Origin of the sequence: Collinsella sp. AM15-2, assembly GCF_003471985.1 — a bacterium.
Lineage (GTDB): Bacteria > Actinomycetota > Coriobacteriia > Coriobacteriales > Coriobacteriaceae > Collinsella.
Map to the genome: position 1 here is coordinate 4,052 of NZ_QRKO01000019.1, position 22,080 is coordinate 26,131.

General features: G+C 61.9%; 13 protein-coding genes. 10 read left to right on the plus strand and 3 right to left on the minus strand.

Features of this window, described 5'->3' with window-relative positions; all coding sequences use genetic code 11:
* Positions 1-127 precede the first annotated feature (127 nt).
* Positions 128-1,147, plus strand: coding sequence for a M42 family metallopeptidase (locus DW171_RS08060; RefSeq protein ID WP_118270910.1), 1,020 nt, complete (start codon positions 128-130; stop codon positions 1,145-1,147).
* A gap of 147 nt (positions 1,148-1,294) precedes the next feature.
* Here the strand turns inward: DW171_RS08060 and mnmA are convergent, their stop codons facing one another.
* A complete protein-coding gene (gene mnmA / locus DW171_RS08065; protein ID WP_255413392.1) occupies positions 1,295-2,518 on the minus strand; it encodes a tRNA 2-thiouridine(34) synthase MnmA in 1,224 nt (407 codons plus the stop codon).
* Between the two features lie 59 nt (positions 2,519-2,577).
* Positions 2,578-3,516, minus strand: a complete 939-nt coding sequence (gene cysK, locus DW171_RS08070) for a cysteine synthase A (protein WP_118270912.1) — start codon at positions 3,514-3,516, stop codon at positions 2,578-2,580.
* 252 nt (positions 3,517-3,768) lie between these two features.
* Here cysK and DW171_RS08075 point away from each other — a divergent pair, with 252 nt between their 5' ends.
* Positions 3,769-4,197: an Rrf2 family transcriptional regulator gene (locus DW171_RS08075; RefSeq protein ID WP_117637349.1), complete on the plus strand. Its 429-nt coding sequence runs from the start codon at positions 3,769-3,771 to the stop codon at positions 4,195-4,197.
* A gap of 137 nt (positions 4,198-4,334) precedes the next feature.
* Here the strand turns inward: DW171_RS08075 and DW171_RS08080 are convergent, their stop codons facing one another.
* A complete protein-coding gene (locus tag DW171_RS08080) occupies positions 4,335-4,700 on the minus strand; it encodes a phage holin family protein (RefSeq protein WP_118270913.1) in 366 nt (121 codons plus the stop codon).
* A 323-nt stretch (positions 4,701-5,023) separates the two neighbouring features.
* Between DW171_RS08080 and DW171_RS08085 the strand changes: the two genes are divergently transcribed.
* The 8 genes from DW171_RS08085 (at position 5,024) to DW171_RS08120 (ending at position 21,975) form a co-directional block, all read left to right on the plus strand.
* Positions 5,024-5,323 carry a YerC/YecD family TrpR-related protein gene (locus DW171_RS08085; RefSeq protein ID WP_022094855.1) on the plus strand — a complete coding sequence of 100 codons (300 nt, stop codon included), beginning with the start codon at positions 5,024-5,026 and terminating at the stop codon, positions 5,321-5,323.
* Between the two features lie 219 nt (positions 5,324-5,542).
* Positions 5,543-8,695 (plus strand): PD-(D/E)XK nuclease family protein, encoded by a 3,153-nt coding sequence (locus DW171_RS08090; protein ID WP_118270914.1) that lies wholly within the window; start codon positions 5,543-5,545, stop codon positions 8,693-8,695.
* A gap of 3 nt (positions 8,696-8,698) precedes the next feature.
* On the plus strand, positions 8,699-12,334 hold the full coding sequence (locus DW171_RS08095) for a UvrD-helicase domain-containing protein (RefSeq protein ID WP_118270915.1): 3,636 nt from the start codon (positions 8,699-8,701) through the stop codon (positions 12,332-12,334).
* Positions 12,335-12,527: 193 nt separating this feature from the next.
* The gene (locus tag DW171_RS08100) at positions 12,528-12,779 is read left to right on the plus strand and encodes a DUF3284 domain-containing protein (RefSeq protein ID WP_118270916.1); all 252 of its coding nucleotides are present in this window, start codon (positions 12,528-12,530) and stop codon (positions 12,777-12,779) included.
* Positions 12,776-13,975, plus strand: coding sequence for an MFS transporter (locus DW171_RS08105; protein WP_118270917.1), 1,200 nt, complete (start codon positions 12,776-12,778; stop codon positions 13,973-13,975). The genes DW171_RS08100 and DW171_RS08105 overlap by 4 nt, the downstream gene beginning before the upstream one ends.
* Before the next feature lie 239 nt (positions 13,976-14,214).
* Positions 14,215-18,018: a DNA polymerase III subunit alpha gene (gene dnaE, locus DW171_RS08110; protein ID WP_117637344.1), complete on the plus strand. Its 3,804-nt coding sequence runs from the start codon at positions 14,215-14,217 to the stop codon at positions 18,016-18,018.
* Positions 18,019-18,046: 28 nt separating this feature from the next.
* Entirely contained in the window at positions 18,047-21,511 is a 3,465-nt protein-coding gene (locus DW171_RS08115) for an SNF2-related protein (RefSeq protein WP_118270918.1), read from the plus strand.
* Positions 21,512-21,612: 101 nt separating this feature from the next.
* The gene (locus DW171_RS08120; protein WP_118270919.1) at positions 21,613-21,975 is read left to right on the plus strand and encodes a desulfoferrodoxin family protein; all 363 of its coding nucleotides are present in this window, start codon (positions 21,613-21,615) and stop codon (positions 21,973-21,975) included.
* Positions 21,976-22,080 lie beyond the last annotated feature (105 nt).

Below are 22,080 nucleotides of genomic sequence, written 5' to 3' on the forward strand. Positions count from 1 at the left end.
GGCGGGCGCAGTTCTGGGGAGCTCGATGGGTCATCTCGCTAGGTAAATATTTGTGCGTGATGGTATCGTTGTTGGGGCTTTTACTGATTACGGGATGTTGACTTTGGAGTTGTGGATGGTGTCCCAAATGGATTCTACGCTTGGTTTTATTACTGACCAGCTTAAGGCGCTTACCTCGATTGCTTCGCCTACGGGGTTTACTCGTGCGGCTACTGATTATCTGATGGAGACCCTGCGCGATATGGGGTTTGGGCCTGAGCGTTCTAATAAGGGTAACGTGCTCGTTGAGCTTGGTGGCGAGGGTGAGCCGCTCGTACTGGCGAGCCATGTCGATACCCTGGGCGCCATGGTGCGTTCCATTAAGGACAATGGCCGCTTGCGTCCCACGACGCTCGGCGGGCATCAGTGGTCTACGGCCGATGGCGAGAACTGCACCGTCTACACGCGTGACGGCAATGTGTACACGGGTGTGGTCCTCAATACCGAGCCTTCGGCGCACGTGGCCGACGAGCCGGTCAAGACCATCGAGAAAAACATGGAGATCCTGCTCGATGAGAACGTTGACAGCAAGGACGATGTGCTCGAGCTTGGTATTCAGACCGGCGACATCGTCGCTATGGATCCGCGTACCACGGTGACGGAGAGCGGCTACATTAAGAGTCGCTTCCTGGATGACAAACTGTCGGCGTCGATTCTGCTGGGTCTGGCCCGCGCCGTTGCTGACGGCGAGGTGACGCTCTCGCGCAAGGTGTCACTGCTCTTTACCGTGTACGAGGAGGTCGGTCACGGCGGCGCCTTTGTGCCGGCCGACACGCGCGAGATGATCAGCGTGGACATGGGCTGCGTGGGCGACGACCTGGGCTGCACCGAGCGCATGGTTTCGATCTGCGCCAAGGATTCGGGCGGCCCGTACAACTACGACCTGGTGACCACGCTGTCTAATATCGCGCGCGAGCTGGAGCTCGATTACGCCATCGATGTGTACCCGCACTACGGTTCTGACGTCGAGGCCACGCTCTCGGCCGGCTACGACATTCGCCATGGTCTGATCGGCCCCGGCGTGTACGCGAGCCACAACTACGAGCGCAGCCACATCGACGGCGTGCGCAATACCTACGAGCTGGTTCGCGCCTACGTTCAGCGCTAACGATGCAGCGGCCTCGGCTGGCGCAGCAGTACCGACCGAGGCCGTCCTCTCTAAGTTGCGGTGAAATAGGGACTGTTTGGCGGTTTTAAACGCTTAAACATTCCCTATTTCACCGCAAGTTATAGAGGGGATGGTGGCAGGGCGCTGTTATTTGATGGCGCCGGTCACCGTGCCGCCGCCGAGGACGACGTCGCCGCGGTAGACGACGACTGCCTGGCCGGGGGCGATGGCTCGCTGCGCCTCGTCAAAAGTTAGCAGCATTTGCCCGTCTTCGCCACGTGTAAGGGTTGCTGCCTGGTCCTTTTGACGGTAGCGGTACTTGGCGCCCACGCGAATGCCGCCGGCATCCAGCTCGGCCTCCATGCGCGTGTCCGGCGCGCTCCAGATCCACTCATCGGCAGTTAGCGCCGAGGCGGTTAGGTCCTCAGCCTCGCCCAGATGCACAATGTTGCTGGCGGCGTCGACGCCCGTTACGTACACGGGATGCGCCATCGCGACGCCCAGGCCCTTGCGCTGGCCGATGGTATAGCGCAGCGCGCCGTTGTGGCGTCCGACCACGCTGCCGTCGCGCCATACGATATCGCCCGGTGTAGCGGGATGTCCGCACCGACGCTCGATATAGCCCGCATAGTCGCCATCCGCGATAAAGCAGATGTCCTCGCTTTCGGCCTTCTTGGCGTTGATGAAGCCCTGTTCGGCGGCTATGCGGCGCACGTCGCGCTCTTTGTCTAGGCCTGCCAGCGGAAAGATCGTGTGCGCCAGGCGCTCCTGCGTAAGCGAATACAAAAAGTAACTTTGGTCCTTTTTGGGGTCCTCGCCGCGATGCAGCTGCCAGGTGCCGTTGGGCGCCTGGCTCGTTTTGGCATAGTGGCCTGTGGCGATGTAGTCGCAGCCCATATCCAGCGCCGCATCCAGCAACGCGCCAAACTTAATATGGCGGTTGCAGATGATGCACGGGTTGGGCGTCAGCCCTTCCTGGTAGGCGTTCACAAAGCGCTCGATCACGTTGCGGTCGAAGGTGTGCTGCAGGTCGAGCACATGGTGGGATATCCCCAGGCGCTCGGCGACGGCCTTTGCATCGGCGATATCGCGGTCGACCTTACTCATGCCTGTTGCGGGATCGGGTGCGGGGCAGGTGAGGCGCATGGTGGCACCGACGCATTCGTAACCCTGACTTTTGAGCAGATACGCGGTCACGCTGGAATCGACGCCGCCGCTCATGGCGACGAGCACGCGCTTATTGTGCATGGGGAGGTTCTCCTTGGTGGCATGTGGCCAAAAAAGAAAAGCGGCGCGGGAGGCTGGTTCCGCGCCGCAGACATTGTAGCAAGTTCGGGCGTCCTGTGGGACACCCTGTTGGGATGAGCTCAGGCTGCCAGAAGAGAGGGGGAGACCGGCGTGCCTTGGACTCGTTCTAAGAACGAGAAGCTCTAGTCCTGGAAGAGCGCCGTGGACAGGTAGCGCTCGCCGGTGTCGGCGAGCAGCGCCACGATGGTCTTACCCTCGTTCTCGGGGCGCTTGGCCAGCTGCAGCGCGGCCCACACGGCGGCACCGGACGAAATGCCCACGAGCACGCCCTCCTTGTGGCCCACGGCGCGGCCGGTGGCAAAGGCGTCGTCGTTCTCGACGGGAATGATCTCGTCATAGACCTGGGTGTCGAGGACGTCGGGCACAAAGCCGGCACCGATACCCTGGATCTTGTGCGGGCCGGCCTGGCCCTTAGAGAGCGCCGGGGAGGTGGCGGGCTCGACGGCGACGACCTGAATTTCGGGGTTCTGCTCCTTGAGGAACTCGCCCACGCCGGTCACGGTACCGCCGGTGCCAACGCCGGCGACGAAGATGTCGACCTCGCCGTCGGTGTCATCCCAGATCTCGGGGCCGGTCGTGGCCTTGTGGATGGCGGGGTTGGCGGGGTTCACAAACTGGCCGGCGATAATGCTGTTGGGCGTCTCCTTCTGCAGCTCCTCGGCCTTGGCGATGGCGCCCTTCATGCCCTTGGAGCCGTCGGTGAGCACGAGCTGTGCGCCGTATGCCTGCATAAGCTTGCGGCGCTCGACGGACATGGTCTCGGGCATGGTGATGATCACCTTGTAGCAGCGAGCCGCCGCCACCGAGGCGATGCCGACGCCGGTGTTGCCGCTCGTGGGCTCGATGATGGTGTAGTCGCCGCCGCGCACGAGCTTGCCGGCCTTCTCGGCTTCGTCAATCATGTTCTTGGCGACGCGGTCTTTAACGGACCCGGCGGGGTTGAAGTATTCCAGCTTGACGAGCACGCGGGCCTTGAGGTCCTCGTCGGCCTCAAAGTGAGTGAGCTCCAGAAGCGGAGTGTGGCCGATAAGCTGATCGATGGACGTGTAGACCTTGCTCATAGTGAACCTCCATGGTGTTCAAATGACTGGATACCGTGTGGTTTTACGGTGTATGTAACAGCAAACCTACAAACCAAATAGGTTGTGCGTTTGGCTGTTGGGAAGCATAGTAGACAGCAAAGCCTAGTAATGCAATAGGAATTTATGAATTATTACGAGTCGATTAACCATCTTGACCGGAACGGGTATTTTCAAAACCAATTTTTCGGCTAGAATTTCTACGGACTAAATGACCGAAAGGCAGCACTATATATGTTGGTTTCCACAAAGGGCAGATATGCCCTGCGCGTTATGGTCGACCTGGCCGAGCATCAGGCGGCCGGTCGCATCCCGCTCAAAGAGATCGCGGCGCGCCAGGGGATTTCGGAGAAGTACCTCGAGAATATTCTGGCTACGCTCGTGCGCGCCAACATGCTCTCGGGCATGCGCGGCAAGGGCGGCGGCTATGTGCTCACGCGCCCGCCCGAGCAGTACACGGTGGGCGAGATCTTGCGCCTGACCGAGGGCAGCCTGGCGCCGGTCGCCTGCCTGGATGGCGACTGCAAGGGTTGTTCGCGCTCTGACGAGTGCCCCACGCTCGACGTGTGGAAGAACCTGGACAAGCTCATCAACGACTACCTCGATGGCGTGACGCTCGATACGCTCGTCGCCCCCAGCGAGGGCTACGACTACGTCATCTAGCCCCACCTGCTATTGGGGGACGGGGTAGAAATGGTAGATTTTCCTGCCCTCTGAGGCTCGACAAATGGCAAGGCCGCCCATCGTTGCGATGGACGGCCTTCGTTTTGGCGTGTTGTGGCGGTCCGTATCCGGTCGCTTTAGTTTCCGGCGATGCTGTCGAGAATGCTGCGCATGATGGATACCAGGATGCTGCCCATAAACGCCGATCCAAAGCTGGCGATGGAGATACCCGCGCCCAGCAGATTGACCGACAGGTAGCTGGCCAGCTCGAGCATAAAGCTGTTGACCACAAGCTGAAAAATACCAAGCGTGATAATAGTGAGTGGCAGCGAGATGACCGTCAGGAACGGCTTAACGAGCGAGTCGACGATGTTGAGGAACAGTCCCACGAAGGCAAAGCAGACCCAGGCGTCGGCCATGCCGAAGGGCTGAATGCCGGGGACGAGAAACGTTGCGATCGCGATGGCGATTGAGGTCAAAAGCCAGTTGAGCATAAAGCGCATGGTGTGAATCCTTTCTTGCGCATGGCGTGGTGAGGGAGCGTGAGAGGCACATGCCTTTGCAACTCGGACAGATGCTCGGGCACGGCTCTGTTTGGGCGCCCATTGTCTCAGATATTCGTGGAGCTTGCGTGCGCATTCGGTTTCAAAACGGCGTTCGTCCTAGAAAACGCGCCGCTGGCAGAGAGTTTTGTCGCTTTAGTTTGGTGGTGTGCTAAACTGCTACGGGCAAAAGCCACAGGCGTTGCCCTATTGCATAGAACGGGCGAACGATGCCCGATGTCAGTATCAACTTCGATGCCTTATGGCGGGTTTGGCGGTGATCGATGAATATCGAGAACATGTTTGACAAGCCTGATGTCAAGCAGCTGGTCCACGCATTTAGCCTTTTGGACGACGAGAAAGATATCCAAGCGTTTTTGACCGATATCTGCACGCCGCGCGAGATTTGCGATCTATCGCAGCGTCTGCAGGTCGCGCGTTATCTGGACGAGGGCGAGCCCTATGTCGAGGTTCAGGCGCGTACCGGCGCTTCGTCCACCACGGTGAGCCGTGTGTCCAAGGCGCTCAACGGCGAGTACGGTGGCTACCGCAAAATCCTCATTAAGCTGGAGGATGGCGAGTAGGCCGCGCCAAAAACGAATTGTGCAAAACCGCTCCTCCGGGGGCGGTTTTTTGATCCCTTGGGGACGGAGGAAAACGGATCACCGAAGGGGCCAGTCTAACCCGGTGATCCGTTTTCCTCCGTCCCCAAGGGATCAAATCTGTTGGCGTGGGGCAAATCTGTCCGCGTGGGCGGGTAGGATGGATACATTGATTATTGCGAACAGTTTGAGCGGAGGACCATGCCTGTTCGAATCTATACCACCAATGCCGGCACGGATTTGAGCGATGCCGAGTCGGCGTTGCTTGCCGACCTTATTGCCCGCCATGGACGTGCCGTGCTTCTGGCGCTAACGTTTGCCGAGCTCGACCTGTGCCGCCATGATGCGGCGGAAGCCGGGATTTCGCTGGGTATTGACTACAAAACGCCTACATCGTGGCTTCGCTCGCTGTGGGAGCTTTTGGGCGACGGGCGCGGTTTCGTCGACAACCTGCAGCGTCAGATGCTGTTTTCGGACATGGTCACGCGTCTCGACGATGCCGACCTGCAGCCGCTTTCGCGCAGCCAGGGCACAGTGCGCATGCTTGCGCGCATGGCCCGCGACGTGTTGCCGGGCGTTGCAGGGACGGGTACCGAGCGATGCCGTGGTAACAATTGCCAGCCTGAGCCAAAAAGCGATGCCGAGGCTCGTGTGTTCGAGCTTTTGCGTGCCTACGCGGGTGGTTTGGACCGTCGAGATATGGTCGAGCCCTGCGAGGCGGCTGACATTATGGCCGATGCCCTGGCCGATAACCTGCCGGCGTGCACCCGCGCCGTATGCGTGCGCGGTATCACGTCGTTTACGCACGGCCTGCTCGAGCTGCTGTCTGCCGTGGCGAACAATGGGGGAGAGGTCGTCGTACTGCTTGCCTGCGAGCAGGCGGCGATGCGCGAGGAGCTTGCCGCGGCATTTGATGCCCGCGGTGTGCTGTTCGAGGCCGCGCCGCTGAGGGAGGACGCCGTCGCGTCTGATGCCGCTTGCGGGACCGCCGCTCAGCCTGCCTTTATTGAGGTCGCCGGCCCCCATGCCCGTGCCCATGCTTATGCGGACGCCATCGATAAGTTGGTGAAAACGCACAAGGAGTCCAAGGACGATAAGGCTGCTGCAACGCCCGCCGACCCCGTACGCGTGCTCGTTGTTTCTGCCCGGGCACCCCAGCTGTTCGGTGAGCTCGCCTCTCGTCTGGCGGCTCGTCATATCGCTGCCGAGACAGTTGAGTTCACGGCGTTTTCTCAATCCATTGCGGGCAGGCAGTTCACGGCGCTCGCCAACCTGATCGAGCGTATGAAGGCCGCCGACGAAGGGGCAGCTTCTAAGACTGAGTGGTGGCCCGCGCCGGAGCTTACCGACTGGATTTACAGTCCGCTTTCGGGCGCTGATGCCGTCAATGCCCGTACCTTCGATAAGAATATGCGTCTCTCGCGCAGCAAGACTACCGCGGGCGTTAAGAGCCTGCTGCAGAGCGTCCAAGGCCAGGTGAGGGGCGCGCGCAAGGCGGCGAGCGACGAGAACTGGTTTAAGAACGTGCCGTGCGTGGTCTCGGACGTGTTCCAGGCGCTGTGGCGTGACAAGCCCGTGACGGCGCTCAAGGCCATGCTTGCCGTTGCCGAGGGGTTGCCCGATCGCTCGCTGGGCAGCTTGGATGGCCAAGCCCGTCGCCAGGCGGAGGTGGCTCTGCTGCGCCACGTCATCGACATCCTTATGAACGATGCTCGCGCGCTCGACGTATCGCAGGCCGCGACCGTGCCCGTGCTCGATGGCATTCGCACCAAGGTAGACAAGCGTAGCACCGCCTACGATTACGAGACCTACGAGGTCGACCGCGCGCCGCGCGCCCAAGTGCGCTTTGCATCGCTTGCCGATGCGGCAGGCCTGCGCCCCGATAGCTACGATGCCGTGCTGTTTGCCGACGTCGACCTGGACAGTTATCCGCTCTCACATGAGGAGGGCCCGCTGGCCACGCTGACGGCAGAGTTAGATCGCAGCGGTGTGACGCTTGAGCCTGCCGCCTTGTTGCGCGTACGCTTTGGTCGCGCGATGCAGGCCGCGCGCGGTCCGGTTACGCTTGCCCGCGTGACGCACGATCGCCAGGCGCGCGAGTGCTACCCGGCTGCCGTGTGGACTGAGTTGCGGGCGCATGCCGAGGCCGCTGGCGCTGCCGAGGCCGCTGAAGCTGCTAAAGCAGCTGACGACGCTAAGACCGCTGGCGCCGACAAGGCGAAGTGCGTGGGTGAGGGTGATATCGTAAGGGACTTCGATCCCGCGGCGGGCGAAGGTCTCAAGCGCGAGCGCGTGGCCTGTGAAGCCCCTCAGCATCTGAGTGCCGAGGCCGTGCCGTATTTGGTCCTGCGTCGTCGCGATGGCGAGGGCGAGGACGCGCCACTCGTGCCGCGCCTGACGTCCGCCTCGCAGATCGAGGCCTATTCCGCCTGCCCGTTATGCTGGTTCGTCTCGTATCGCGTCAAACCTCAGTCCATCGATGCGGGCTTTGGCAACATGGAGAAGGGCAACTTTGTCCATGACATGCTGGAGCACTTGCATGCCCGTCTGCCCCAGGAGGGCATGGAGCGCGTGACGCCCATGAATCTGCCGCGCGCGAAGGAGCTGCTGCACGAGGTCTTTGCCGAGACCCTGGCCGAGCACGCCGGCAAGCGCGGTACCGAGGGCCCGCTGGTGCCGCTCTCTCCAGTGGAGGAGCGCCAGGTGGCCGAGATTTTGCCGCAGCTGGAGGGTGTGCTTGCCTACGAGTCCGAGGCGCTCGCGCCCTTCGCGCCGCGCTACCTGGAGTTTGCGTTCAACGAGCTCCAGGTCGAGTATGCCGGCTGGCCGCTCGGCGGGCGCATCGACCGCGTGGATGTGGATGCCGAGAATCGCGCCGTGGTAATCGACTACAAGCATCGTTCGGGTGTCGAGGAGTTTAAGCTCGCCGATCCCACGGTGCGCGACGAGGAGTCGGGCGAGGCCCCCATCGACGACCCGCGCTGGTTGCCGCCCCATACTCAGACACTCATCTACGCGCAGGCCATGCGCCGGGCTCTGGATCTGGATACCCGCGCCGCACTCTATTTTTCGACCAAGGGCGGCAAGCCCGCGCTGCGCGGTGCGGCGAGCGCCGAGTTGCTTGAGGAAGAGCGCGGCGACGGCCGCATCCCAGGCCTTAAGAAGGGCTTTCCCGGCGAGGGCGGCAACATGGACTTCGATGCGCTGCTCGATCGCGTGGAGACCGGCATTGCCGAGCGTCTGCGCGAGCTCGAGGCGGGCAACGTTGCCGCCGTCGACCCGACGTCGGCTCAGGCCGCGCATGCGCGCTGCTCGTATAACCACGAAGGAACGTTTGTAAGGAGGGACGTGTAGACCATGGATCTTTCGACTTTGATGCCGCAACAGCTGCAGATCGTCAAAACGCTCGACCGTCCGCTGTTTGTCTCGGCGGGCGCCGGCTCGGGCAAGACCTTTACCCTCACGCGCCGCATCGTCTACGCGCTCTCGCCCGAATCCGGTCCGTTTGTCGAGCACCTGGACCAGGTGCTCGCCATTACCTTTACCAAAGACGCCGCGGCCGAGATTCGCGACCGTGTGCGCCGCGCGCTTATCGAAGAGGGTATGGACGAAGAGGCCCTGACCGTCGACGACGCTTGGATTTCGACCATTCACGGTATGTGCTCGCGTATCCTGCGCACGCACGCGCTGGAGCTGGGCATCGATCCCGAATTCACGGTGCTCACCGATACCGATGAGCTTATGGATCAGGCTGTCGAGCATGTGCTGGGGCGCGCGACGGCGCCCGATGCCGCGCCTGAGCTCGCCGCCTCGCTTAAGGCCCTCTACGCTTGGTATCCCATGGCGGGCGAGGGCGGGCCGTTTGGCGCCGGTACCACCATCAAAGGTCTGGTGCGCGACCTGCTGGAGCTATCGAGCCAGCTGCCGGGCGGCATGGACGATGTGTGCGTGGCGCGCGGCCAGGCCGACACCTCTGCGCTTGCCGACGCCTATCGCGCGGCGTTGGGTGCGAGCAAGGCCGCGACCGAGAAAGCGCAGATGGCGCTCGATGCCATCGACGCGTTCGAGGCGAGCGGCAAGACCATGGCCGATGCGGCACGACTCATGATGTCGTGCACCATGCCGCGCGCGAGCAAGGCGTTCCCCAAGGAGCAGGTCGAGCTGCTCAAGGCCGAGGCTGCCGATGCGTTTATCAATATCGTGCTTGCCTGCGGCGGTCCGGCGCTCGATGCGCTGGTGGGCTTGGCCCGCTCTGTAGAGGCTGAGTACCGCGCGCTCAAGGCTGCCCAGTCTGCCCTCGACAACAACGACCTGCTGCGCATGGCCTACGAGGCCCTGCGCGATTACCCGGCCATCCGAGAGGCATACGAGGGCCGCTTTAAGATGGTCATGATCGATGAGTTTCAGGATACCGACCAGATGCAGGTCGACCTGATCCGTTACCTGACCGGCGCGGGCGAGCGTGCGCTGTGTACCGTGGGCGATGCACAGCAGTCGATCTATCGTTTCCGCGGCGCCGAGGTCGAGGTCTTCCGCCGCCAGGAGCGCAAAGTGGACGCCTCGGGGACGGCCGAGGCGGCGGCCGTCGCTGGCGCTGCTGCCGATGTCCCCGCCGGCGAGCTCGTCAAGCTCGTGCGCAACTTCCGCAGCCATGACGAGGTGCTGCGTTACGTGGCACGCGTCTTCGACGGCGATGACGGCGGCCTCATGCAGGGCTTTTTGGATCTTGAGGCGAGCGACGGCCGCAAGGACACGCTGGTAGCGGACGCCTCGCGTCGCCAGGCGCTCTTTGTTGCCGGCGGCAGTACGCAGGAGCGCACACAGGCCAAGGCCCGCGCGATCGCGGAGCGGTTCCGCGCGCTTGCCGATGCCGGCCAGCCCCAGGGCGGCATGGTGCTGCTGCTGGGCCGCATGACAAACGCCGACGTTTATGCCCAGGCTTTCCGCGACCAGGGGCTCGACTGCGTGATCGCGGGTGGCTCGGTCTTTGCCCAGGCAGCCGAGGTGCAGACGGTGCGCGCCCTAGTCTGCGCGCTCGCCAACCCGGCCGATACGGCGCAGGGCCTTATGCCGCTGCTCGCCTCGCCGATGTTTGCGCTCGGCGCCCAGGAGTTCCTGGCGCTGGCGACCAAGCTCGATAGCGAGACGGGGGAGACCTCGCGCCGGAATATCGACGCGGGCATCATGAGCGATTTCGACGTGCCGGGTTTGCAAGACTTGCCGCTCGTGACGCGCGCCCGCGAGGTGCTGCGGTATGCGCTTCGTCGCGTGGGCCGCGATTCGTTCGCTGCCATCGCGCGCGACGTGGTCAACGCCTCCGGTTGGTTTGTGCGTCTGGCACAGCGTGGCCCCGAGGGCAAGGCCATCGCCGCCAACGTGCTCAAGGCACTCGACGCCGTGGCCGAGGCTGAGGCTGAGTTCGGTAACTCGCCGCGTTCCATCGCGCTGGCCTTCGACCGCTTCTTGGCGGGCAAGGAGGCGCCGGGCGCGCTCAACGTGGAGGGCGACGGCGCGGTGCGCATCATGACGGTGCACGCCTCCAAGGGTCTGGAATATCCGGTCGTGGCGGTCGCCGAGTGCTTTGGCGTGCGTAAGTTCTCGGGCACGGCACAGATGGGTCGCGTCGAGGGCGGAGCGCAGGTCGTGGCGCTACCGGCACGCTTCGACGGCGTTAAGCTCGCCGACGGAACCTTTGTGAAGGGCGACGACGTTAAAAAGCAGTTTGAGCATGCGTTTAAGGGCAAGGGCACGTCGCTGTGGCTGCCGCCGGAGCTCATGGAGGACGTCTGTGCGACGGGTTCTCCCGCCGAGGCATTTGTTCGCCTGCGCAACGACGACCTGCAGCTTTCGCTCGAGGAGCGGGCCCGCTTGCTCTACGTTGCCATGACGCGTGCGCGCGAGCTGGTCATTCTGGCGATGGATGCCGGCGTGAGCCGTGGCAAGGTGACGGCGCCGACCTTCGACGTCGAGACCGATTTGACCTACGACGTGCTGCGCCGTATTTTGCCGACTGACGCTCTGGACGTGCCGCAGCTCGATAGCGACCGTTTGGTGTTCGACAACTCCCAGTCGGGCGACTACGAGCTCATCTCGCTGGCGGACTTTACGTTTGGCGAGCAGGCGTTTGAGGCTAACGCTTCACTGGATGCCGAGGGCGGGCTTGTTCGCGGCGATGCGGAGCCGGAGGGCGCCGGTGCAGATGCCCACGCCGCCGTTCCCGGTCCTGCCGACCCCGAGCCCGATGCGTTTGAGCTTGTGTATCCCCAGGCGGTGGGCGTGCGCATGGGCACCTGCCCGTTCCCGGCGCGTGACTCGTATAGCTACTCGTCAATCGCGGCAGCGCTCCATGCCGAGGCCGAGGACCGTGCCGCCGAGGCGCGCGTGCCCATGGACGAGGCTGGCGATGATGCGGAGTCGGATGGCTCGGAGACGACGGATGCGGACGTGGCTGCTGTCGAGCCCGCCGGCAATCCCATGGCGCTGGGCTCGGCCTTCCACGCTGCCTGCCAGTGGCTCATCGAGATGGGTGCCGATGAGCTGCCCACCGCGCGCGCCGAAGCGCTGGCGCGTCTGTGGCGCCTGACGCCGGAGCAGCGCGAACGCTTCGACGTTGCCCTGGACCGCTGGCTCAAGTCGGCTGTTCGTACCGACCTGCTCGCGTGGCCGTGCGTTCGCGCCGAGGTGCCGTTCTTTTCGCTGGGCTGCGAGGACGAGGACATCGCTCGCTACGGTGCATATGCCGAGGGCGCCATCGACGCTTTGGCGACGAACCCGGCGGATTCGTCATGCGCGCTGGTCATCGACTACAAGACGGGCGGCACACCGGACGAGACGCCGGATCAGCTGCAGGAGAAGCACGCCCTGCAGGCGCGCGTTTACGCCGATGTTCTGCACAAGGCGGGCTTTGAGGCCGTGACCGTCAAGTTCGTCCGCGTGGAGCAGGCCGATCCCGCCAACCCCTGCGAGCCCCAGGTGGTCACCTACAGCCTCTAGCCCTCAACAACCTGCGGTGGAATCCCTATCGATTCCACCGCAGTCTTTTTGGGACGGGGCTTTTTTAGCTACTTTGGGCAAACCCACGCGGCCGCCCCGGATAAAGCCCTCAATCGTCCAAATAGCACCGCAACGCATGGGAGAGTCTGGGACGGTACAATAGCTCGAACGGTTCAAACGAATAAGGAGCCATATGCAGCTCACCAAAACGCTTGGGGTGACGCCGGAGGAGCTTTTTGACGCCCTAGCGGGGTCCATCATGCAGGATATCGAAAACGCCACGGGCAAGCGCTCCAGCCGCAACAGGCTCAACGGCAATAAGTACGAGAAGCGTGCCCAGGCCGCAAAAAGGCAAGGTAGCTCTTCATCGGAAACTGTGAACACTTCAGGCTTCGAGTCAGTAGCGAGCGGCCCGACAAAATTAGTTGATGGAAGTGCTAAATGAATAAGAATGCCGCTACGCAACTGCACATCTATTCCGTCTTTTTCGTTCTCGCGGGATTTGTTTTAAATCGGGGAGTGTTTCTACTTTTCCTTGCGGAGAAAGGAATGTCTGTCACGGAAATCGCGCTTTATCAAGCCCTGTTTAACATTGCAACGGTCGTCCTCGAGCTGCCAACAGGGCTGATAGGCGATTTCTTTGGAAAGAAGTTTTCGATTCAAGTGGGCGTGCTGCTGCTTTTCTTCCATACGGCTGGCATGCTGTTGCTCTCAGGTCCCTTTCTTGTCGTGCTTTCCCTTGTTGAGGCACTCGCCTACTCCCTTCAATCGGGGTCCGAACAAGCACTTTTATATGAAATTGCCCGGAATGCCGGTCAAGGAGAGCGCTTCCTCACCATCAATGCTCGGCTGCTTGCCGCGCAATCAATCGCTACGGGAATGGCAATTGTGCTCGGATCTTTCATTGCCCAAGTATCTTGGAGCGCCCTCTACGTATGTGTCTCCGTTTTCTATCTCCTGCAGCTTTTCCTTCTGTATCCCATTGAGAGGACGGAAGCGACCCGTTCTGAAAGCTCTGAAAAGGGAAGGTTTGACGCGGCCAAGATGTTCAGACGCGAAACCTGGCGTGTTGGAGAATCCGCTTTTGCGGTATTGCTTCTTCTAATCGGCACAAGCATGCTCGATGGATTCTATGGGAGTTATTACAACTTGAATCAGTTGGTATTCGACGCATTTGATGCTCCCGTCTCCATAATAGGAATCTTTTTCGGTGCATCCTATGCAGTAAATGCGACGGCCTACATTGCAGCAGATTTCTTCTCATCGCGTTTCGGGAAAAGAAATACCATGCTCGGCTCGATGCTAATCGAGGCTGGCCTTTTCATGATTCTTCCGTGGTTCGCTTCAAATCCGCTGTGTTTGTTTGGCCTTAGCATGGTGCTTTGTTTTCTCCCAGAAGTGGTGTACATCATTTCGGAAAACTTAATCCAAGACGCGATAGCGGACGATCTTCGCGCGACGATCCTTTCCGTCGCGTCTCTGGTAAGGGCTCTCTTTTCTGCAATGTTTTTCTCCATATTTGGATATGTGTTGGGGTTATATCCCATTCAGATAGCGCTCGGTGTTATTGGCGCAATCGCGATGGCAATTACCGCCGTTGTTTCTTTAAAAATGGTAGGAATACATGTCTCCAAGAATTGATATATCGATTGACGAGCTGCCCGAAACGTCGAGCCTTCTTGATGGACATGACTATTCGTCACAAATCATTCAGCGTATCGCCGGGGTTCCAGTAATACTCGATGCATCGGGATGCCCTCATTCCCTTTTTGAAGGTCCCAAATTGACTACCCGTGTGGGTTTGGCTAGGTTCGGGTGCTGTCCGTGCCGTGCGGTAAAATCGTTCAGTCAGAACACGAACCCGCATCGGAGCTCATCACATGGCATTCGTCCATCTGCACAATCACACTGTTTTCTCCATGCTCGACGGCGCAACCCGTATCCAGGATATGGTCAATCGCGCCGTAGAGCTGGGCATGCCCGCCGTGGCCATTACCGACCACGGCTACATGTATGGCGTGCCCGATCTGGCGCTGGCCTGCGACGCCGTCAACCACAATACGCCCGAGTACAAAACTTGGAGCCACGACAAGGCCTTCTTGGAAAAGGACCGCCGCGACGAGCTGGTGGAGCCCGATCCCGAGGAAAACCCGCGCGAGCATGCCCAGTATGTGAAGGACATGGCCATGTGGGACGAAAAGGGCAACATCGACGAGCTCAAGCCGCCCCTGGTCATCAAGCCCATCTTTGGCTGCGAGGTCTACTTTACGCCGGACGAGACGCTCGCCCGCGACCATAAGCCCGAGCTCTACCACATGATTCTTCTGGCCAAGGACCAGGAGGGCTACGTCAACCTGATGCAGACGGTCTCCGAGGCCGCCGTGCAGGGCTTTTACTACAAGCCACGCGTGACGCTCGACAACCTGCGCCGCCACGCCAAGGGCATGATCTGCACCAGTGCCTGCATCGCGGGCATCATCCCCAAGTACATCGACCGCGGCGACATGGAAGGCGCCATCAAGTGGGCCGAGACCTTCCGCGACACCTTCGACCCCGGCGACTTCTACATCGAGATCCAGGAACACGGCATCACCACCGACAACGGCCTGACCGATGAGCAGATGGACCGCACGCTCATCGACATCGCCAAGCAGGTGGGCGTCAAGGTCATCGCCACCAACGACTTCCATTACCTGCGCCGCGAGGACGCGCCCGTGCAGGACGTCATCATGTGCATCGGTATGAACGCCAAGGTCGACGACCCCAACCGCATGCGCATGACCGGCTCGGAGTTTTACATGAAGACCGAGGAGGAGATGCGGGCGATGTTCCCGTATTGCCCCGAGGCCTGCGACAACACGCTCGAGATCGCCGACAAGTGCTACGTCGAGCTGGACTGGGACTCCATCATCCTTCCGCGCTTCCCGTTGCTCGACCCCGGCGAGACGCACGAGAGTCAGTTCCGCCGCGAGTGCGAGAAGGGCCTGCGCCAGCACTACGGTGACGACTGGGCCACGCGCGAGATCGGCGGCGTTAACATCAAAGAGCGCTTTGAGTACGAATACAAAGTCATCTGCGACAAGGGCTTTGCCGCCTACTTTTTGATTGTTGCCGAGTACGTGCAATGGGCCAAGGACAACGGCATCGGCGTCGGCCCCGGCCGTGGCTCGGCTGCCGGCGCTATCGTCGCCTACGCCATGAACATCACCGCGTTCGACCCGCTCGAGAACGGCCTGATGTTCGAGAGGTTTCTGTCCCCGCAGCGTACCGAGATGCCCGATATCGATATGGACTTCGACGATGAGCGGCGCCTCGAGGTCGTGGAGCACGTTCGCCAGCTCTACGGCCCCGAGAAGGTCACCCACGTCATCACCTACTCGACCATTAAGGCCAAGCAGGCCATCAACGACGCCGCTCGCGTCCTGGACTACCCGGTCTACATGGGCCAGCGTCTGTCCAAGATGGTCTCGAGCGACCCCAAGGTCAAGCTCAAGCAGGTGCTCGAAAAGCAACCCGGCAAAGAGGACCTGTTTAACCCCGATTTTGCCGAGGCATATAAAAAGGACGACGACGCCCGCCGCATCATCGACACGGCGCTCTCAATCGAGGGCCTCACCCGTGGCGAGGGCGTGCACGCGTGCGCCGTTCTGATCTGCCGCGACCCCGTCAACGAGCACGTGCCCACCAAGCTCGACACCAAGGGCGGCGTCGAGATTACCCAGTACGAGGGCCATACCGTTGCCGACATGGGCTTGCTCAAGATGGACTTCTTGGGCCTGCGCACGCTGACTGTTATCTCCAAGGCCAAGGCAAACATCAAAAAGAACTTCGGCATCGACATCAAAGAGGAAGAGATTCCCTTTGACGACCCCGAGATCTTTAAGCTCATGGGTTCCGGCCACACCGCCGGCGTCTTCCAGGTCGAGTCCGCCGGCATGACGGCCACGATCAAGAACATGAAGCCCACCGAGTACAAGCACGTCGTAGCATTGATCGCCCTGTACCGCCCGGGCCCGCTGGGCGCCGGCATGGTTTCGTCCTACATCAACCGTATGAACGGCAAGGAGCCGGCGGTCTCCTACGACGACCGCCTGGACGACATCCTGGGCGAAACCTACGGCACCATGGTCTACCAGGAGCAGGTTATGCTCATCTCCGTCGAGATGTGCGGCTTCTCCAAGGGCGAATCGGACTCGCGTATCCGTAAGCCCGTGGCTAAGAAGAAAATCAAGCTGCTCACGTCGACGGTGCTCCACTGGGAGGATGGCTCCGACGAGACCACCTACGACCACTGGATGAACGGCGCCATCAAGAACAACTATACGCGCGAGGTCGCCCAGAAGATTTGGGACGATGTTCTCGAGTTCGCGTCCTACGCCTTCAACAAGTCGCACTCCGCCGGCTACGCCATCCTGGTTATGCAGACGGCGTGGCTCAAGGCGCACTATCCGCACGAGTACATGGCGGCCGTTCTGACGTCCTATACGGGCAAGACCGACAAGATCGTGCACTACGTCTCGGCATGCCGTCACGACGGCATCCCCGTGCTGTCGCCAGATGTCAACGAGTCCGGTACCGAGTTCACGGCTACCAAGGAGGGCGTGCGCTTTGGTCTGGCCGGCATCCGCGGCGTGGGCACCGGCGTGGCGCAGGCGATTATCGCCGAGCGCGAGGCGGGCGGCCCGTTTAAGACGCTGCACGACTTTGTCGAGCGCGTGGACTCGAGCCAGGCCAACCGCCGCGTGATCGAATCGCTCATCAAGGCAGGCGCCTTCGACTCCACGGGGTATCCGCGTCGCCAGATGATGCACTTTGTGGATAAGAACAACCCCGAGAACATCATCGATGCCGCGGTGAAGCGCCAGAAGGATCGCGCGAGCGGTCAGACGTCGTTCTTTGATATGTTTGGCGACGTTGAGGGCTCGGGCTTTGAGGTGAGCGTGCCCGATCCGGATGGTCAGGAGTGGGACCGCCACCTTAAGCTGAGCCAGGAGAAGGAGGTTCTGGGCATCTATGTCTCGGACCACCCGCTGCGCCCGTTTGAGTATGCACTAGCCAAGGCGCGCGACTTCTCGTTCTCGCAGATCGATACCGGCTACGAAGTTCAGAATCCTACGGGCGGCACCATCAACCAGGAGATTCCCGAGGGCAAGGCGCTGTGGTGGGCCGGCATGGTCTCGAGCGTGTCCAAGCGCGTGACCAAAAACGGTGACCCCATGGGCATCGTGCAGCTCGAGGACATGGAAGGCGAGGCCACCGTCGTCGTGTTCCCCAAGACCTATAAAGAGGCCGAGGGGTACCTGTACGGCGAGGTCGATCCCGAGACCGGCGCGCAGCTGTCCGATGCCTTTGTGCGCATTAAGGGCAAACTCGAGCGCTCGGACCGCGGCGACCAGATCATCGCGCAGGAGATCGTGCCGCTCGAGCTCAACGAGGAGAACAACAAGCCCAAGGTGTTTGAGGTCATGGTGCCCAACAGCCGCTTTAGCCAGGGCAATATGGCGCGCCTGGCCACGGTGCTCACCGCCAACCCGGGCGGCGACCGCGTGGAGATCTTTATCGAGCAGGTGGACGGGCGCGTGCTGCGTGCCGAGGTACCTGCCAAGGTCAACGCGCGTTCGATTCCGCTGCTGGCCGAGGCCAAGGCCATTGTGGGTAACCAGGGTCGCGTGACGGTGATCTAAGCTACCCCGGGTGAGATTGGAGGAAGTGATGGCGCAGGGGACGTTTGTGCAGGCGCTTCGCAAAGAGGCGGCGTTGAGCGGCACCTTTATGAAGGGGCGTTCGCTCATGCTCAACGGCGCCGTGCTGTCGATCGAGGACAGCGGCTCGCGCTTCTCCAAAAACGTGACGGTTGAGGGCTCGGTGCGCGGCTCGCGCGGCGACCTGTACAAGACGCACGTGGCGCTCGACATGGACGAGCACGAGGTTATCGACTACGACTGCGACTGCCCCGCCGCATACCGCTATCCCGGTATGTGTAAGCACGCTATTGCCACGGCGCTGGCGTATTTGGATGCCAGCGGCGCCGAGCCCGTCGAAGGTTTGCGCACGCCGGTTCGCACGTTTACGGCGCAGCCGAAACAGCCCGCGCGCGCCGCGTCCGCCGCGCCGGCCGTCAACCCCAACTTTCCCTTCCCGGCGCCCGTCCCCACGAGCCCGAGCCTTGTGGCGGCGCTTTCCGATCTTTCGGACGCGCGCATGGATGAGCTGGCGAGCATGCGCCGCAAGCTTGCCGGTGCCGTTGATCCCGACGCCCCCAAAGCGGCGTTGGAGCCCTCGTTGGTGCCGTACTACAATCCGCTGTTCGCTGACCGCTTTAGCTGGGCGCTCGAGTTCCGCATTCGCTGTGGATCGGTCTCCTACGTGGTCAAGGACATCGACGGCATGGCCGATGCCTACGTGCGCGGCGGCACGTTCTCCTATGGCAAGAAGCTCACGTTTGTCCATTCACCTGAGGCCTTTGACGAAACATCGGCAAAGCTGCTCAACCTTGTTGCGACGACAGTTGCCTATCTCGATGACATCACAAGCTCGCGTTCGGCGTCGTACGACTTTGCCCGCAGTGGTTTTGTTGCCGAGCGTCAGTTGCCGCTGTCCGAGCATAGCATCGTATATGTGCTGGACCTGCTGCGCGGCCAGACCATCTCCTTTGAGCCCGCCTGGTCGCGGGGGATGACGACGCATCGCACCTACGACGTGGCGGTTGAGCTGTCTCCGCAAGGGGAGGACGAGGCATCCGCTAAGCGCCCACCGCTGCTTGCCGCCAAAATCGCGCCGGCGGCTGGTGGTAGCTATGACCTGCGCCTGCCCGCCGATATGTACTGCTTTGCGTCGGGCGATGCCGCCTACTTGGTTGACACGCGCCGCGCGCGCCGTACCGACGCTGCATTTGCTCAGCATGCCGCACCTTTTTTGTCGCGCTTGCTGCCGTGCCGCACGCCCGCCCATATTGCCGCCGAGCAGGTGGGTGAGTTCTGCCGTATGGCGCTGCCCATTTTGCGCGACTACACCGACCTCACCGCGCCCGCCGCGCTCGATACCGTGGCACCCGAGCCGAGCTTTGCTATGGCGATCGGTGTCGACGATGGGTTCGTGACCTGCAAAATTACGGTTACCTACGGCGATTGGTCGGCGGATCTCTTTAGCCTGGGCGCTCCGGGCAGCCCCTTCGAAGAGCAGCGCCCCGGTGTGCCGCCCCGCGACGAGGTGGCGGAGTTTCGCGTTATGGATACGGCGGCCCTGTACTTCGATTTCTACGAGGGCGGTCTGGCGTTTGAGGAGCGCGATGACGCCCGCTTGTTCTGCCTGCTGACCGAGGGCCTGTCCGCCCTGTCCGAACTGGGTGAGGTCATGCTCAGCGACCGTCTGCGCCAGATCTCGGTCCGCCCCGCGCCCAAGCTCTCGGTTCGTGCGACCGTTAAGAGCAATCTGCTCGATGTCGAGCTGGGCGCGAGCGGGCTTTCGGCCGCGGACCTTGCCGTCTATCTCGATTCGTACAAGCGCCATCAAACGTTTGCGCGCCTTACGTCCGGCGACATCATTCGCCTGGACGAGGGAGCGCGCGCCGCGTTTGGCCTTGCCGAGGACCTGGGTGTCGATGCCGTCGACCTGCTCGACGGCGTGTCGCTTCCCGCGTCGAGCACCCTGTTCGTCGACAGCATGCTCGCACGCACGCCGGCGCTCGAGGCCGATCGCGACGCTGCGTTCCGCCGTACCGTCGAGCGCCTGGACACGCTCGGCAAGATGGACTTTACGGTGCCGGCATCGCTCAAGGCAACGATGCGCGGCTACCAGGTCGACGGATACCAGTGGCTCGGCTCGCTCGAACACCTGGGCCTTGGCGGCATCTTGGCCGACGACATGGGCCTGGGCAAAACGCTCCAGATGATTGCGCATATTCTGGTGCGCGTGGAGGCGGGGGACACCAAGCCCACGCTCGTGGTATGCCCGGCCTCGCTCGTGTACAACTGGACCGCCGAGCTGGAGCGCTTTGCCCCGTCGCTCGATGTGTGCGCCATCGTGGGCGCCAAGGCCCAGCGCCGCGTGCAGATTGCCGGCGTGGCCGAGCATAACGTGGTTGTAACGTCGTATGACCTTATGCGGCGCGATATCGACGAGTACGTCGAGCAGGACTTTGCCCGCGTGGTGCTCGACGAGGCCCAGTACATTAAAAACCCGCTCACGCAGGTGGCGCGCGCCGCAAAGCGTCTGCCTGCCGGCGTGCGCTTTGCCCTGACGGGCACGCCCATCGAAAACCGCCTGTCCGAGCTCTGGAGCATCTTCGACTTTTTGATGCCGGGCCTTTTGGGGACGCGCGAGTCGTTTGCCAAGCGCTTTGAGAGCCCCGTCGAGCATGCCGAGGGCGATAGCGCCGCTCGCCTGCAGGCGCTCGTGTCGCCGTTTGTGCTGCGCCGTGTTAAGGAAGACGTGGTGGCCGACCTGCCCGAGAAGATCGAAGACACCGTCATGGCGCAGCTTACCGGCGAGCAGCGCAAGCTCTACCTGGCCAACCAGGACCGCATCGCCCAGCAGGTGCAGCACCGCGAGGCTGGGGAGTTTAAGAAGGACAAACTCAAGGTGCTCGCCGAGCTTACCAAGCTGCGCCAGATCTGCTGCGACCCGCATCTACACTACGAGGACTACAAGGCGGGGAGCGCCAAGCTCGACGCTTGCATGGAGCTCGTGCACGGTGCGCTCGACGGCGGGCATCGCATCCTGTTGTTCAGCCAGTTTACGGGCATGCTCGACATCATTGGCAAGCGTCTGGCCAAGGAGGATATCGGCTTTCTTAAGCTCACGGGCGCTTCGTCCAAGGAAAACCGCGCCAAGATGGTCGCGCAGTTCCAGGCGGGCGAGGTGCCGGTCTTTTTGATTTCGCTCAAGGCGGGCGGCGTGGGCCTTAATTTGACGGCTGCCGACGTGGTGATCCACTACGACCCGTGGTGGAACGTGGCCGCGCAGGACCAGGCGACCGACCGCGCGCATCGTATTGGCCAGAAGCATACCGTGACCGTGTACAAGCTCATCGCCAAGGACACGATCGAGGAACGCATCATGCAGATGCAGGAGTCCAAGCGCGACCTGGTCAACAGCGTGCTCGGCGGCGACGGCATCTCCTCGGCGCTGTTTACCCGCGAGGATGTTCTGGCGCTGCTCGGCGGCGACGGGCGCTAGCCTCGCTCATTATGTGTTCATTTGCGATGCCGTGGATGGTTCGCGCGCCTTTGGGCATAAGAAGCATTGAGAACATCGGCACATCAGCAAAGGAGAACATCATGGCGAAATTCTTTAAGGACCCCGACGGCAAGCTCGTTGCCGCCCTTGGCAACGACGTTGCAACCCCTGCCGGCTGCACGGAGCTGACCGCGAACACCGAGGACGCGGCGCACGAGAAGCACGTGCCCGTCGTTGAGAGCGAGCGCGACGGTCACGTGATCCGCGCGCGCGTGGGATCGGTCGAGCATCCTATGGTGCCCGAGCACTACATCGAGTGGATCGCCCTTGAGGCCGAGGGCCGTCTGGAGGTCCATTACCTTGAGCCCGGCATGAAGCCTGCGACGTTTTTTGCCGGCGGTTCCAAGACCGGTACCGTCTATGCCTATTGCAACCTGCATGGGCTGTGGTCCGCGACGTTCTAGGAGCGCGTCCCCGCTCGGGGTATCATAGCTAGCACATGCACATGCGAGCGCCGACTGCATCATGCGGCCGGCGCTTTTACTACGACAACGATGGTTTACGACGGA

What these genes read in the sequence shown, in the direction of transcription:
- DW171_RS08115 (WP_118270918.1), top strand. Translation starts at nt 18,047, where the DNA reads ATGGCGCAGGGGACGTTTGTGCAGGCGCTTCGCAAAGAGGCGGCGTTG.
- DW171_RS08085 (WP_022094855.1), top strand. Translation starts at nt 5,024, where the DNA reads ATGAATATCGAGAACATGTTTGACAAGCCTGATGTCAAGCAGCTGGTC.
- DW171_RS08060 (WP_118270910.1), top strand. Translation starts at nt 128, where the DNA reads ATGGATTCTACGCTTGGTTTTATTACTGACCAGCTTAAGGCGCTTACC.
- DW171_RS08095 (WP_118270915.1), top strand. Translation starts at nt 8,699, where the DNA reads ATGGATCTTTCGACTTTGATGCCGCAACAGCTGCAGATCGTCAAAACG.
- DW171_RS08100 (WP_118270916.1), top strand. Translation starts at nt 12,528, where the DNA reads ATGCAGCTCACCAAAACGCTTGGGGTGACGCCGGAGGAGCTTTTTGAC.
- DW171_RS08075 (WP_117637349.1), top strand. Translation starts at nt 3,769, where the DNA reads ATGTTGGTTTCCACAAAGGGCAGATATGCCCTGCGCGTTATGGTCGAC.
- DW171_RS08090 (WP_118270914.1), top strand. Translation starts at nt 5,543, where the DNA reads ATGCCTGTTCGAATCTATACCACCAATGCCGGCACGGATTTGAGCGAT.
- DW171_RS08080 (WP_118270913.1), bottom strand. Translation starts at nt 4,700, where the DNA reads ATGCGCTTTATGCTCAACTGGCTTTTGACCTCAATCGCCATCGCGATC.
- dnaE (WP_117637344.1), top strand. Translation starts at nt 14,215, where the DNA reads ATGGCATTCGTCCATCTGCACAATCACACTGTTTTCTCCATGCTCGAC.
- DW171_RS08105 (WP_118270917.1), top strand. Translation starts at nt 12,776, where the DNA reads ATGAATAAGAATGCCGCTACGCAACTGCACATCTATTCCGTCTTTTTC.
- cysK (WP_118270912.1), bottom strand. Translation starts at nt 3,516, where the DNA reads ATGAGCAAGGTCTACACGTCCATCGATCAGCTTATCGGCCACACTCCG.
- DW171_RS08120 (WP_118270919.1), top strand. Translation starts at nt 21,613, where the DNA reads ATGGCGAAATTCTTTAAGGACCCCGACGGCAAGCTCGTTGCCGCCCTT.